This window comes from Pseudomonas oryzihabitans (genome assembly GCF_014522265.1).
Classification (GTDB): Bacteria; Pseudomonadota; Gammaproteobacteria; order Pseudomonadales; family Pseudomonadaceae; genus Chryseomonas; species Chryseomonas aestiva.
The window spans coordinates 4,147,758-4,161,627 of sequence record NZ_CP017024.1 but is presented as its reverse complement, the minus strand read 5'-3'; the positions used below and the strand labels follow the sequence as shown (position 1 = coordinate 4,161,627).

Here is a 13,870-nt window from a genome sequence, read left to right as displayed (position 1 = left end):
CTCAACTGCGTTTGAAGATGCTGCGGAAATCGGGCTCGGCGGCCGTGGGCCGGTCGATCCGGAGGGATTCGCGGATCAGGCGCAGGTGGCGCGCCATCCAGTCGCTGGCGGCCGCACCCTCGCCCCGGGCGAGCAGGTCCAGCAGGTCTTCGTGCTGGCCGCAATCGCAGCCCAGGCTGTGCCGCGAGCCGTAGATGGCGATCAGTAGCGAAGAGCGGCTGGCCAATTGGGCGACCTGTTCGGTCAGCACCTGATTGTCGGCCAGCGCGGCGAGTTCGACGTGAAAGCGCGCGGACAGCTGGATCGCCAGGCTGTGGCGCCCGCCGTGCTGGGCCTCGTGCTCCTCAAGGCAGAGCTGGCGCAGGGACGCCAGCTGCGCGCTGTCGACCCGGGCGGCCACCAGGGGCATCAGCGCCGGCTCGATCAGCTGGCGCGCGGCGAGGATGTCCTGGGCTTCCTTGGCGCGGGGCTGGGCGACCTGGGCGCCGCGATTGGCGCGCAGGGTCACCAGGCGTTCCAGCGCCAGTCGCTGCAGCACCTTGCGGATGCCCGTGCGGCTGATGCCGAAGGTCTCCGCCAGGGTGTCTTCCGGCAGCCGGGTACCCGGCGCCAGGCGATGCTCGACGATGGCCTCGAGGATGTCCTGGTAGATCCGCTCGTCCCGGGGAGAGGCGGCAACGGCGAGTGACGCGGGTACTGCACTCATGGGCTGACTCCGGCGATTTGCCTGAATTGTATACAAAGTCTGGGGCGCTGACGATGCGCGAATGCGTCGGGATCTGTGCGCCAAGGTAGCGCCTCATTGCCACCTAACGCCCCAGGGGAGTGCATCCCCGGTAACGCTCCGGCGTCTGACTTAGAGCCTCCTTTCCTGGAAATTTCCTATGGAGCCAGCGAGTTAAGACCATTTCGGAGCACCTGGCACGGACTCTGCCTGGAGGGATTGTATACAAAACAAGGCAGGCGCCGTATGCAGGTGCCCGCCACCACGGAGGAGGCGATCCATGAACCAGCAGATTCCCCCGGGCTACAGCCCACGTCTGTACAACGAAGACCTCGGCCCGGTCGAGCAGAAATGGAATTGGTACAACATCTTCGCCTTCTGGATGAGCGACGTGCACAGCGTCGGCGGCTATGTCTTCGCCGCCAGCCTGTTCGCCCTGGGCCTGGCCAGCTGGCAGGTGCTGATCGCCCTGCTGGTAGGGATCTGCATCGTTCAGGTGATCGCCAATCTGGTCGCCCGGCCCAGCCAGCAGGCTGGCGTGCCCTATCCGGTGATCTGTCGCCTGGCCTTCGGCGTCTTCGGCGCAAACATCCCGGCGGTGATCCGCGGCCTGATCGCGGTGGCCTGGTACGGCATCCAGACCTATCTGGCCTCCAGTGCACTGGTCATCGTGGTGCTGCGCTTCTTTCCCGCGCTGGCGGTCTATGGCGACAGCAGCTTCCTGGGCCTGTCCTATCTCGGCTGGGGCGGCTTCCTCACCCTCTGGTTCCTCCAGGCCTGCGTCTTCTGGGCGGGTATGGAATCCATCCGCCGCTTCATCGACTGGGCCGGTCCGGCCGTCTATGCGGTGATGTTCCTGCTCGCCGCCTGGATTGTCTGGCGCGCCGGCTGGAGCAACATCAGCTTCACCCTGGCGGAAAAGCAGCTGACCGGCTGGGCCGCCTTCGGCCAGGTGATCGTCGCCATCGCCCTGGTGGTGTCCTATTTCTCCGGGCCCACGCTCAACTTCGGTGACTTCAGCCGCTACTGCCGCTCCATGCAGGATGTGCGTCGCGGCAATTTCTGGGGCCTGCCGATCAATTTCCTGGCGTTTTCCCTGGTCACCGTGGTGATCGTGTCCGGCACCCTCCCGGTGTTCGGCGAGATGATCCACGATCCCATCGCCACCGTGGCCCGCATCGACAACACCACCGCGGTGCTGCTCGGCGCCTTCACCTTCGTCACCGCCACCATCGGCATCAACATCGTCGCCAACTTCGTTTCGCCGGCCTTCGACTTCGCCAACGTGGCGCCCAGCAAGATCAGCTGGCGCGCGGGCGGCATGATCGCCGCGGTGGCCTCGATCTTCCTCACCCCCTGGAACCTGTTCAACAACCCCGAGGTGATCCACTACACCCTGGACGTCCTGGCTGCCTGCATCGGCCCGCTGTTCGGCATCCTGCTGGTGGACTACTACCTGCTGCGCAAAGGCCGGATCGAGGTCGATGCGCTGTTCGACGACACCCCGAATGGCGCCTACTGGTACAGCGGCGGCGTCAACTGGGTGGCGGTGCAGGCGTTGGTTGCCGCGGCGCTGATCGGGTTGTGCTTCACCTTCGTGCCCTGGTTCAAGCCGATCGCCAACTTCGCCTGGTTCACCGGCTGCTTCCTCGGTGGACTGTTCTTCTACGGGTTGAGCCGCCGCAGCGCCAGTCCGCTGGCGAGCCGGGGTGTCGCCGCGGTGTGATCCGCATCCTGTGATCAGGATGGGATTCTGCACGACCGGCGCGGGCCACCCGCGCCGTTCGTTGACGTTTCCGGCTAGACTAGGCGTTTTGCTCCAAGGCTTGCCGCCCATGCCCGCTCCTGTCATCAAGACGCCCTGTGTCGGCCTGTGCTCGACGATGTTCGGCGACCACGTCTGTCGTGGCTGCAAGAGATTCCACCACGAGGTGGTGAACTGGAATCTCTACAGCGAAGAGGAGCGGCGCGCCGTGTGGGCACGTCTGGAGCTGCTGCTGGTGCAGGTGGTGTCGGCCAAGGTCGATGTCTTCGATCCGGCACTGTTGCGCCAGCAGTTGCAGCAACGCAGCATCCGCTTCCGGCCCGATCAGTCGGAGTATTGCTGGGCCTATCAGTTGCTGGCCCGGGGCGCGCGCCACATCCAGCAACTGGATGCCTATGGGCTGCGCCTGCTGCCGGAGTTTCGCGATCGCCCCCTGGCCGAGTTGCGCGACGCCATCGACCGGGAATTCTTCCTGCTCTCCGAAGCCCACTACGACCGCTACATCGCTCCGCGCTTCCTGCTCGAAGGCATCGACAGCCGCGTCTGAACGCCAGCAGGCAGGCGGCGCTGCCCAGGCGCCTGCCTTTCTCTATAATGCGCGGCTTTTGCACGGGAGCACGCTGATGTCCTTGCCCGAGATGAACGAATTCCTCGGTTGCCGCACGCCGGATGCCTGGGTCGAGGCCGCGCTGCAGGACCTGCCGACGCTGCTGCAGGACCACGCCAACAACGAGAAGAAGGCCGCCGGCGCCGCCTTCCACTATCTGTTCACCTATTCCAATCGCGCCGAGCTGTCCTGGAAGATGTCGCGCATCGCCCGCGAAGAGCTGCGCCATTTCGAACAGGTGCTGCAGATCATGAAGCGTCGCGGCATCGAGCACCGCAACGTCAGTTCGGCCCGCTATGCCGGCGCCCTGCGCAAGCTCTGCCGCAACCATGAGCCGCTGAAGCTGACCGACAGCCTGGTGATCGGTGCCTTCATCGAATGTCGCTCCTGCGAGCGCTTCGGTGCGGTGGCGCCCCACCTGGACGCGGAGCTGGGCAAGTTCTACAGCGGTCTGCTGGCCTCCGAGGCCCGGCATTTCCAGGACTATCTCAAGCTCGCCTATCTCTATGGCGAGCGCGACGACGTCGACGCCAAGATCGCCGAGGTCCGCGCCCTGGAGGTGGAATTGATCACCTCCAGCGATCGCGAGTTGAGATTCCACAGCGGGATTCCAACCGCTGCTTGAAGCGCATTATTTGCAGGCCTTGGTCTCGCCGACATAGGGATTGCCGCGCCCCATGATGCAGGCCAGGCGCTGGTTGCGCTGACGCTCCCAGGCCTCCGGCGGATACTGCTTGGTCCAGGCGGTGTAGAGCTGGCGATCCTGCTTGGACAGGCGCAGGTCGTAGCGATCGCTCATGTAGAAGTAGGTACGGGCGACCATGCCGCGGATTTCCGGGCGGGGCATGGCGGTCTTGGCCTTGAAGTCCACCACCATCTGGCAGGCGCCATACTGGTTGGGCTTCTGCGGCAGCCAGCCGAAGGCGAAGTTGCTGCGGTCGCCATTGACCTCGCCGACCACCGGTACCAGGTTGAAGAGGTCGGCCTCGGCCTTCTGGTACACCGGGTCGTTGGCCGTGCAGTTCTGGCGACCGCCTTTCTGCCAGCACTGGCGCTGGTGGCCGATCACCCAGGCGGGGACGATGTGTTCCCACTCGATGCGGCTGGCGCGCTGGGCGCTCTTGCGCGGGACGTAGCCGCAGCTCTTGAGGTCCACGGTCTTGCCGCTGTAGTGGCAGCCGCAATAGAAGTCCACGCCTTGCTTGGCATAGACCTTGGCCGCCACTACCTTGGCTTCGCCGAAGGTACGCGGCGGCTGCGGCGGCTGGGGCGTCGCCAGGGCGCTCAGGGAAGCCAGGCTCAGGCAGAACAGCAGGGCAGGGCGCAACGACATTTAGAATCCGTCCGAAAAAGCGCGGATACTACCGACCCGCTCTTGGTCGCGGTGTGACTGGGTTCACTGGAAGCCGTCCCGCGTCCGCCCGCCAATCAGGCGGAACACGATTCGATATCAATGACTTAGAGGTATGGCATGGCAGCCTGGGACATCTTTTGCACGGTGGTGGACAACTATGGCGACGCGGGTATCACCTGGCGTCTGGCCCATCAGTTGGTCGCCGAGCATGGACAGCAGGTCCGCCTCTGGATCGACGACCTCTATCCCCTGGCGCGGATCCAGCCGGGGTCGATGGCACCGCCGAGCAGCAATGGCATCGCGGGGTCGAGGTGCGGCTCTGGCACGCCGACTGGACGGCGGCCGAGCCCGGCGACGTGGTGGTGGAAGCCTTCGCCTGTCAGTTGCCGGAAGGTTTCGTCACCGCCATGGCGCGTCGCGCCGAGCGCCCGCTCTGGCTCAACCTGGAATACCTGAGCGCCGAGGAGTGGATCGAAGGCTGTCACGCGCTGCCTTCGCTGCAGCCCACCGGGCTGAACAAGTACTTCTTCTTTCCCGGCTTTACCGCCAAGGTGGGCGGGCTGCTGCGTGAGCACGATCTGCTCGATCAGCGTGACGGCTTCCTCCAGGCTGCCGCGGTCCGGGACGACTTTCTCGCTGGGCTGGGCGTGCGGCGCCAGCCCGGGGAGCGGCTGTTCTCGCTGTTCGCCTACGAGAACCCGGCGCTGATCGACTGGCTCGACGCCCTCAGCGTCGGCGCCCAGCCTACCTGCCTGCTGGTGCCGGAAGGACGGGTGCTGGCGAACGTCGCCGCCTGGCTCGGCGTGGACTGGCTCAAGGCCGGCGACGGCCACCGTCGCGGCGCCCTGCGGGTGCAGGTGCTGCCCTTCGTCTCCCAGCAGGAGTACGACCGGCTGCTGTGGTGCTGCGACTTCAATGCCATCCGCGGGGAGGACTCCTTCGTCCGCGCGCAGTGGGCGGCGCATCCCTTCGTCTGGCACATCTACCCGCAGGAAGAGGACGCCCACTTCGTCAAGCTCGAGGCCTTCCTGGCGCGCTATGTGGCGTCTGGCACTCCTGAACTGGGCTCCGCGGTCAGTGCCCTGTGGCTGGCCTGGAACGGTCGCGGCGACCTGGCAGCCGCCTGGTCGGCGCTGGACACACAGGTCGGGGAATGGCGTCTGTTGGCGCGTGACTGGAGCGATCGGATGGCTTCTCACAGCGATCTTGCCGCCAGCCTGGTGCATTTCCATACAGATTGGCTATCATATGGCGCCTCGAAATCCCGTTCTTCCATCCATACGGATAACCGCATGAAAACCGCACAAGAGTTCCGTGCCGGCCAAGTGGCCATGATCGACAACGCTCCCTGGGTCATCCAGAAAGCTGAATACAACAAGTCCGGCCGTAACGCTGCAGTGGTCAAGATGAAGCTGAAGAGCCTGCTCTCCGGCAGCGCGACCGAGACCGTCTTCCGCGCCGACGACAAGCTCGAGCCGGTGATTCTGGATCGCAAGGAAGTGACCTATTCCTACTTTGCCGATCCCCTGTACGTGTTCGTCGACAACGACTACAACCAGTACGAAGTCGAGAAAGACGACCTGGGCGATGCCATCGCCTTCATCGAAGACGGCATGACCGACGTCTGCGAAGCGGTGTTCTACAACGACCGCGTCATCTCCATCGAACTGCCCACCACCATCGTGCGCCAGATCTCCTACACCGAGCCGGCCGTTCGCGGCGACACCTCGGGCAAGGTCATGAAGACCGCTCGCCTGAACAACGGCTACGAGCTGAAGGTCTCCGAGTTCTGCGACATCGGTGACCACATCGAGATCGACACCCGTACCAACGAGTACAAGTCGCGCGCCAAGGTCTAAACCCGGCGTCTCGCTAGAAAGCCCGGCTTGCCGGGCTTTTTGCTGTCTGGCGCTCCGCTGGCGGTGCGCCGGACAACGGTTTCCGAATCTGTTCGCTTCTGGGTAGTGCGCCGTGGAATTGCTGTCTCAGCTCTTGATCGATATCGCCCTCGGGGCGGTGCTGGGTGTGGTGGGTGGGTTGTTCGGCATCGGCGGTGGCTTGATCGCCATTCCGGTGCTGGCCCTGCTGTTCGGCCTCGACCAGCAACTGGCCCAGGGCACCGCCCTGGTGATGGTGGTGCCCAACGTGCTGCTGTCGGTCTACAAGTACAACCAGCGCAATCGCATCGACTGGCAGCGCGCCGGTCTGCTGGCCGCCGCCGGCATGCTCTCGGCCCTGGCGGGTACGGCGCTGGCGGTGTCCCTGGACGCCCGCTCCATGCGCCACGGCTTCGTCGGCTTCCTGCTCGTGCTGGTGCTCTACAACCTCTGGCAACTCTATCGCCGTGGCCAGCCGCCGCTGACGACGCCGAGTCGCCTGGGGCTCGGGGTGCTGGGGCTGGTGGCGGGGCTGGTCGGCGGGCTGTTTGGCGTCGGTGGCGCGGTGATCGCCACCCCCATTCTCGCCGGGGTGATGGGCATGACCCAGGTGGCGGCCCAGGGCATGTCCCTGGCCATGGCGCTGCCGACCACTGGGGTCACCCTGGCCAGCTATGCCTGGCATGGGGAAGTCGACTGGAGCGTGGGTATTCCGCTCGCCCTGGGTGGACTGCTCAGCGTGAGCTGGGGCGTGAAGTTGGCGCACCAGTTGCCGGAGCGGCTGCTGCGTCTGCTGTTCTGCGGTTTCCTGCTGCTGTGTGCGGTGCTGCTGGCGCTGCGCTGACTACTGCCGAAAGCCCTCGGCGATGTGCTCGGCGAGGGTGTCGATGATCGGCGAGGCGCTGCGCGGATTGCGCAGCAGTTCGATGGAGCAGGCCGGCAGGTCGGGCATGCCGTCGGCCTCTCCCAGCCGGCGCAGCTCGCTCGGCAGCAGGCTTTCCAGCTGCGCGGTGACGGCGAGGCCGGCCTTGACGATGCCGAGCAGGGCGGCAAGGCTCGGGCTGCTGTAGGCCAGGCGATAGCCGCGGCCGCGATTGTCCAGCGCCCGGCGCGCCCATTCGCTGAGAAAGCACGAGGTGTTGAACATCGCCAGCGGCAGCGGATCGCGCTGGTGGATATCGAAACCCGGCGCCTCCGCCCAGATGAAGCGCTCGCGACGCAGGGGCAGGCCAATCTCGTTGCCCGGTTCACGGGTGACGATGGTCAGGTCCAGGTCCTGGCGTTGCAGCAGGCCGGCGGTGGTCTCGCAATGGACGTCCACCTGCACCAGCGGATAGGCCTTGGCGAAGCCCGCCAGGATGCCGGGAATGAACCTCATCACGTAATCATCGGGGGTGCCGATACGCACCGTACCCACCATGTGCGGTTCGCGCAGGGTGGTCATCACCTCCCCATGCAGCTTGAGGATGCGCCGGGCGAAGCCCAGCAGGATCTGACCCTCCGCCGTCAGGCGCACCTGGCGGCCCTCCCGTTCGAACAGCCGCCGCTGCAGTACGTTCTCTTCGAGCTTGCGCATCTGCATGCTCACCGCCGACTGGGTGCGATTGACCACCTCGGCCGCGCGGGTAAAGCCACCCTGATCGGCGATGGCGACGAAGGTGCGCAATAGATCGGTCTCTATGCTCGGATAACTCATGGCATCAACCAGGCGAATGGATCGCATCAGAAAGATTCGTTGGATTGATGTTATGCCAGCTTCCAGACTTGAGCCATAGCCCCTGTAGCAGAAGATTCACCATGGCTCAGCTCATCGCTCACCAAGATTCGTCTGCGCGGACCCCGGGTGTTCCGGGCGTCATCTTCCGTCTGCGGCAGGTCTGGGCCTGGTTGCGCCGGGCGGTCGAGCTATCTCGTCAACGCCGGGCCCTCTATCGACTGGATGAGGGCGCGCTGCACGACCTCGGCCTGAGTCGCGCCGATGCCTGGCAGGAAGCCGACAAGCCGTTCTGGCGGCAACCCGCAGAGGAGGGCCGCCGCCGATCCTGCTAGGGTGGAAGATCACCTCTCTCTGTCAGGAGCTCGGATGGATAGCCTTTCCCTGCGCGAAGCCCGGCGCCTGGCCTTGCGTGCCCAGGGTTTTGGGAGTCAACCCAAGGGCGGTGCGGGCCTGGCCGCTATGTATCGCCAGGCCGCACGCCTGAATGTGCTGCAGATCGACTCGGTCAATGCCCTGGTGCGCTCGCACTATCTGTCGCTGTTCAGTCGTCTCGGCCGCTATGCCTTCGCCGACTTCGATGCCCTGGCCTGGGGTCAGGGGCGCAAGCGGCAGCTCTATGAATGCTGGGCCCATGAAGCCTCGCTGGTGCCGGCCGAGGTTTGGGCCGAACTGCGCTGGCGACGCGATCAGGCGCGCCAGGGCATTGGCATCTATCGGCAATTGGCGCGGTTCGCCGTCGAGCAGCCGCAGGTCGTCGCCCAGACCCTGGAGGCGGTGGTGCAACGGGGCGCCCTGGGCGCTGGCAGCCTGGCGAAGCGGGTCGAGCAGGCCGGTCCCTGGTGGGACTGGAGTCCGGGCAAGCTGGCGCTGGAGTGGCTGTTCGCCGCGGGTGAGGTGACGGTGGCCGGACGGCGCGGCTTCGAGCGCCTCTATGACCTGCCCGAGCGGGTGCTCCCGGCGGAGATCCTCGCGGCGCCTGCTCCTACGCCGGAAGCCGCGCGCCGGGCCTTGCTGCTGCGCAGTGCCCGTGCCCTGGGCGTGGCGAGCGAAGTCCAGCTGCGCGACTACTTTCGCCTGAGTCCCGCCGAAGCGCGGCAGGGCATCGCCGAATTGCAGGAGGAGGGCAGTCTGCAGCTCGTTCAGGTGCAGGGCTGGTCGAAGCCGGCCTATGTGGCCGAGCCGCCGAATCCCGGGCGTCCGGTGCAGGCGGCGGCGCTGCTGTCGCCCTTCGACTCCCTGGTCTGGGAGCGCGAGCGCACCGAGCAGCTGTTCGGATTCCGCTATCGACTGGAGATCTATACCCCGGCGCCCAAACGGGTCTATGGCTACTACGTATTGCCCTTTCTCTATCGGGAGCGGCTGGCGGCACGGGTGGATCTGCGCGCCGAGCGGGCGCAGTCGCGCCTGGCAGTGCATGCGGTGCATCTGGAGGCGGCAGGCCTGGATGACGAAGGACTGGATGCCCTGGCGGCGCAGTTGCGCTCCCTGGCTGCTTGGCTGGGTCTCGCCGACCTGCAGTTGCACGGGCCGGCGGACGTCTTGCGTGAGGCTGTTGCGCGGCACTAGATCGCGCCGCGCCCTCTGCCTAGCGGCGGATGCCCTTGAGCGTCTCGGCGATCATGAAGGCCAGCTCCAGGGACTGGTCGGCGTTCAGACGCGGGTCGCAATGGGTGTGATAGCGGTCGGACAGGGCGTCTTCGGTGACCGGGCGGGCGCCGCCGATGCACTCGGTGACGTTCTGGCCGGTCATCTCGATATGGATGCCGCCCGCGTAGGTGCCCTCGGCCTGGTGCACGCCAAAGAACTCCTTGACCTCGCCCAGCACGCTGGCGAAATCCCGGGTCTTGTAGCCGGTGGAGGCCTTGATGGTGTTGCCGTGCATGGGGTCGGAACTCCACAGCACCTGGCGGCCTTCGCGCTCCACGGTCTGGATCAGGCGCGGCAGGTGATCGCCGACCTTGCCCACGCCCATGCGCACGATGAGATTGAGGCGTCCCGGATCGTTCTCCGGGTTAAGGGTGTCGAGCAGGCGGATCAGGTCTTCGCTGGTGGTGGAAGGACCGACCTTGACGCCGATGGGGTTGTTCACGCCGCGCAGGAATTCGACGTGGGCACCGTCGGGCTGGCGGGTGCGATCGCCGATCCAGAGCATGTGCGCGGAGCAGTCGTACCAGTCGCCGGTCAGGCTGTCGCGGCGGACGAAGGCTTCTTCGTAGTTGAGCAGCAGCGCCTCGTGGGCGGTGAAGAAGTTGGTTTCCTTGACCTGGGCCGCGGTGTCCAGGCCACAGGCACGCATGAAGGCCAGGGTCTCGTCGATGCGATCCGCCAACTGGTGGTAGCGGTCGGCCAGGGCCGAGTTGGCGATGAAGTCCAGGTTCCAGCGATGCACCTGGTGCAGGTCGGCGAAGCCGCCCTGGGCAAAGGCACGCAGCAGATTGAGCGTCGCGGTGGACTGGTTGTAGGCCTGGATCAGCCGCTGCGGGTCCGGGATACGGCTGCCTTCGGTGAAGTCGATGCCGTTGACGATGTCGCCGCGGTAGGCCGGCAGGGAGACGCCGTCCTGGATTTCGTCGCCAGAGGAGCGCGGCTTGGCGAACTGGCCGGCCATGCGGCCGACCTTGACCACCGGGCAGCCCGCGGCGAAGGTCATGACCACCGCCATCTGCAGGAGCACCTTGAAGGTGTCACGAATCTTGCCCGCGGAGAATTCGAAGAAGCTTTCCGCGCAATCACCGCCCTGCAACAGGAAGGCCCGACCCTGGGTCACCTCGGCGAACTGCCGGCGCAATTCGCGGGCTTCGCCAGCAAATACCAGGGGCGGATAGCCGGCCAGGGTGCGCTCGACATCGGCGAGGCGGGCTTGATCGGGGTATTCGGGCTGCTGCTGGATGGGCAGGCTTCTCCAGCTGGTGGGGCTCCAGGGCGCGGACATGATTCTCTCTGAGTGGTGCGACGAAGCCGTCCATGGTAACCGATGACGGGCGCAACGCTCGATAGACAGTGCCCATCGCGGCTACCATGGGCGACTATAGAGGAGGGTGGTGATGGTCGAGACGGAAGTGTTGCTGGAAGAGGTCGTCGACGACCATGGCCGGATCCGGGTGGTCGAGGTGGGGCCTTATCGCTTTCTGGAGTTCGGCGAGGAAGTGGAGCAGAGCTGCGTCTTCACCCAGGACCCGGCCTGGCTGGAATATGACTACAACCGCGCCATGCTGCTGGGCGCACTTTGCCACCCGCAACCACGCCGTGCGCTGTTTCTCGGGCTGGGCGCCGGTACCCTGACCCAGGCCTGCCTAAAGTGGCTGCCCCTGGAGGCGGTGGAGGCGCTGGAGCTGCGCCCCGCGGTGCCGCGCCTGGCCCGCCAGCATCTGGGCCTGGCCGAGGATCCACGCCTGGCGATCCGCATCGGCGATGCCCTGGACCTGCTCGACAGCGCAGCGCCTGCCGATCTGATCTTTGTCGATCTCTACACCGACGTCGGCCCCTCCAGCGCCCATCTGGCCTGGCGCTTTCTGGAAAACTGCCAGGCCAAGCTCAATCCGGGCGGCTGGCTGATGATCAACCAGTGGAGCGCCACCGACGGCAAGCCGCTGGGCGCCGCGCTGCTGCGCGGGCTGTTCCGTCATCACTACTGGGAGTGCCCGGTGGTGGAGGGCAACGTGATCCTGCTGGTACCGGCGAGTCTGGAACAGGAGCTGGACGAGGCGGGTGCGCGGCAGCGCGTTCGGGAACTGAGCCTGCGCATCGGCTTCGATCTGGAGTCCTATCTGGACAACGTGCGTGCGGCAACCTGACCTCAAAAGTAGACCAAGGTTCTCTGGAGAAATGTCCAGGGTTCGGGTATTATTCGCCCCGGTCTTTTTGACCTTCCGTTCAGGAACTGCATTCTCCCGGTCCGCCACCATGGCCACCCCGGTCGTGCGTTCGCCCGACGGCGAACAATCCTAGACGCTTCACCCCCTTTCATCCGCTATTTCGCAAAAAGCTCACACCTTGGCTGCCTGGGCGACTTCGGTCATTCGGATAAGCGCAGCTCTTGGCTTTGGGGTCTTTGCGAAGCACACGAGGCAAGACAATGACCCAGGACATCAGCAATTTCGCTGCGCTCAATCTCAATCCCGCCATCCTCGCCGCCATCAAGGCCGTCGGTTACGAAGAGCCGTCGCCCATCCAGTCGCAGTCCATTCCGGTGATCCTCGCCGGCCACGACATGATCGGCCAGGCGCAGACCGGTACCGGCAAGACCGCAGCCTTTGCTCTGCCGCTGCTCTCGCAGCTCGACCCGTCCCGTCGTGAACCCCAGATTCTGGTGCTGGTTCCTACCCGTGAACTGGCCCTGCAGGTCGCAACCGCCTGCGAAACCTATTCCACCGAGATGCCTGGCGTCAAAGTCGTGGCTCTCTACGGCGGCGCGCCCATGGGTCCGCAGCTGAAGTCCCTGCGCATGGGTGCCCAGGTACTGGTCGCCACCCCCGGCCGTCTGTGCGACCACCTGCGCCGTGACGACAATCTGCTGGCCACCGTCCAGCGCCTGGTGCTCGACGAAGCCGACGAGATGCTCAAGCTGGGCTTCATGGACGACCTCGAATTCATCTTCGAAGCCATGCCGGAAACCCGCCAGACCGTCCTGTTCTCGGCGACCCTGCCGCCGTCGATCCGCGCCATCGCCGAACGTCATCTGAAGAACCCGCAACACGTCCGCATCGCGGCCAAGACCCAGACCGTCGCCCGCATCGAGCAGGCGCATCTGATGGTCCATGCCGACCAGAAGCCCGCCTCGGTGTTGCGCCTGCTGGAAGTGGAGAACTTCGACGCCCTGATCGCCTTCGTGCGGACCAAGCAGGCGACCCTGGACCTGGCCGAGCTGCTCGAGCGCCAGGGCTATCGCGTCAGCGCCCTGAACGGCGACATGCCCCAGGCTCAGCGCGAGAAGACCATCGAGTCCCTCAAGGACGGTTCGCTGGACATCGTGGTCGCCACCGACGTGGCGGCGCGCGGTCTGGACGTGGCGCGCATCACCCACGTGCTCAACGTGGACATGCCCTACGATCCCGAGTCCTATGTGCACCGTATCGGTCGTACCGGTCGTGCCGGTCGTGAAGGCCGCGCGCTGCTGCTGGTCACCCGCGCGAGCGGCGCATGCTGCAGGTGATCGAGCGCGTTACCGGTCAGCGGGTTGGCGAGATCCGCCTGCCCGACGCCGAAGCCGTGCTGGAAGCCCGTATCTCCCGTCTGGCCGATGGCGTGGGTTCGCTGCTGGCCGATGCCGATGCTACCCACGGCGCGCTGCGTCAGGAGCTGTGCGAGCGTCTGCAATGCGATCCTTCGACCCTGGCCGCTGCGCTGCTGGCCAAGCTGACCGCCGGCCGCGCCCTCGATATCGAGTCGTTGCGCCGTGAGCAGCCGCTGACCCCCGGCGCGGGCCGTGGCGACCGTCCGCGTACCGAGCGTGGCGATCGTCCTGAGCGTGGTGAGCGCGGCGAGCGCCCGGATCGTGGTGAGCGTCGCCCGATGCAGCCGCTGCCGGAAGGCCGCGTGCGTTGCCGCACCGCCCTGGGCGCCCGTGACGGCGTTGCCGCCAAGAATCTGCTGGGTGCCATCATCAATGAAGGCGGCATGGATCGCGAGGCCATCGGCCGCATCCAGATCCGTGACTCCTTCAGCCTGGTGGAGCTGCCCGAGGACGGCCTGGAGCGTCTGCTGACCAAGCTCAAGGACACCCGCGTAGCCGGCAAGGCCCTGCGCCTGCGTCGCTATCGCGAGGATTGATCCCCAGCGTTTCGCTGGCGAAAATCAGGCCCCGGCGCTGTAAGGCGTCGGGGCCTT

At 65.8% G+C, this 13,870-nt stretch carries 12 protein-coding genes and 2 pseudogenes; 10 read left to right on the top strand and 4 right to left on the bottom strand.

From position 1 onward, the window contains the following. Position 1 precedes the first annotated feature (1 nt). The gene (locus tag BGI51_RS19295) at positions 2-706 is read right to left on the bottom strand and encodes a GntR family transcriptional regulator (protein ID WP_187979384.1); all 705 of its coding nucleotides are present in this window, start codon (positions 704-706) and stop codon (positions 2-4) included. A 298-nt stretch (positions 707-1,004) separates the two neighbouring features. On the opposite strand from BGI51_RS19295, the gene BGI51_RS19290 reads away from it, so the two are divergent. From BGI51_RS19290 to BGI51_RS19280, 3 genes are all read left to right on the top strand, one after another. Beyond that, positions 1,005-2,450, top strand: coding sequence for an NCS1 family nucleobase:cation symporter-1 (locus tag BGI51_RS19290; protein ID WP_187979383.1), 1,446 nt, complete (start codon positions 1,005-1,007; stop codon positions 2,448-2,450). A 109-nt stretch (positions 2,451-2,559) separates the two neighbouring features. Continuing rightward, complete coding sequence (locus tag BGI51_RS19285) at positions 2,560-3,036, top strand: DUF1289 domain-containing protein (protein ID WP_133860666.1); 477 nt, start codon at positions 2,560-2,562, stop codon at positions 3,034-3,036. Positions 3,037-3,109: 73 nt separating this feature from the next. Continuing rightward, complete coding sequence (locus tag BGI51_RS19280) at positions 3,110-3,721, top strand: tRNA-(ms[2]io[6]A)-hydroxylase (RefSeq protein ID WP_166655902.1); 612 nt, start codon at positions 3,110-3,112, stop codon at positions 3,719-3,721. Positions 3,722-3,727: 6 nt separating this feature from the next. On the opposite strand, the gene BGI51_RS19275 is transcribed toward BGI51_RS19280, so the two are convergent. Further along, on the bottom strand, positions 3,728-4,429 hold the full coding sequence (locus tag BGI51_RS19275) for an endonuclease (RefSeq protein WP_133860664.1): 702 nt from the start codon (positions 4,427-4,429) through the stop codon (positions 3,728-3,730). A gap of 138 nt (positions 4,430-4,567) precedes the next feature. Between BGI51_RS19275 and earP the strand changes: the two are divergent. From earP to BGI51_RS19260, 3 genes and pseudogenes are all read left to right on the top strand, one after another. Then, positions 4,568-5,694, top strand: a pseudogene (gene earP, locus BGI51_RS19270) (elongation factor P maturation arginine rhamnosyltransferase EarP); the annotation flags it as partial. A 48-nt stretch (positions 5,695-5,742) separates the two neighbouring features. Then, on the top strand, positions 5,743-6,309 hold the full coding sequence (efp, locus tag BGI51_RS19265) for an elongation factor P (RefSeq protein ID WP_166655901.1): 567 nt from the start codon (positions 5,743-5,745) through the stop codon (positions 6,307-6,309). 121 nt (positions 6,310-6,430) lie between these two features. Then, positions 6,431-7,171 carry a sulfite exporter TauE/SafE family protein gene (locus tag BGI51_RS19260; RefSeq protein WP_187981359.1) on the top strand — a complete coding sequence of 247 codons (741 nt, stop codon included), beginning with the start codon at positions 6,431-6,433 and terminating at the stop codon, positions 7,169-7,171. On the opposite strand, the gene BGI51_RS19255 is transcribed toward BGI51_RS19260, so the two are convergent. After that, positions 7,172-8,023: a LysR substrate-binding domain-containing protein gene (locus tag BGI51_RS19255; RefSeq protein WP_187981358.1), complete on the bottom strand. Its 852-nt coding sequence runs from the start codon at positions 8,021-8,023 to the stop codon at positions 7,172-7,174. Positions 8,024-8,124: 101 nt separating this feature from the next. Here BGI51_RS19255 and BGI51_RS19250 point away from each other — a divergent pair, with 101 nt between their 5' ends. Together BGI51_RS19250 and BGI51_RS19245 are read left to right on the top strand one after the other, a co-directional pair. Further along, positions 8,125-8,376, top strand: a complete 252-nt coding sequence (locus BGI51_RS19250; protein WP_187979382.1) for a DUF1127 domain-containing protein — start codon at positions 8,125-8,127, stop codon at positions 8,374-8,376. Positions 8,377-8,410: 34 nt separating this feature from the next. Further along, entirely contained in the window at positions 8,411-9,610 is a 1,200-nt protein-coding gene (locus BGI51_RS19245) for a winged helix-turn-helix domain-containing protein (RefSeq protein ID WP_187979381.1), read from the top strand. Positions 9,611-9,629: 19 nt separating this feature from the next. Here BGI51_RS19245 and BGI51_RS19240 read toward each other — a convergent pair whose 3' ends face one another. Further along, positions 9,630-10,976 carry a class II 3-deoxy-7-phosphoheptulonate synthase gene (locus tag BGI51_RS19240; protein ID WP_187979380.1) on the bottom strand — a complete coding sequence of 449 codons (1,347 nt, stop codon included), beginning with the start codon at positions 10,974-10,976 and terminating at the stop codon, positions 9,630-9,632. Between the two features lie 112 nt (positions 10,977-11,088). On the opposite strand from BGI51_RS19240, the gene BGI51_RS19235 reads away from it, so the two are divergent. Beyond that, positions 11,089-11,838 (top strand): spermidine synthase, encoded by a 750-nt coding sequence (locus tag BGI51_RS19235; protein WP_187979379.1) that lies wholly within the window; start codon positions 11,089-11,091, stop codon positions 11,836-11,838. 281 nt (positions 11,839-12,119) lie between these two features. Further along, a pseudogene (locus BGI51_RS19230) lies at positions 12,120-13,813 on the top strand (DEAD/DEAH box helicase). The last annotated feature ends 57 nt before the right edge of the window (positions 13,814-13,870 follow it).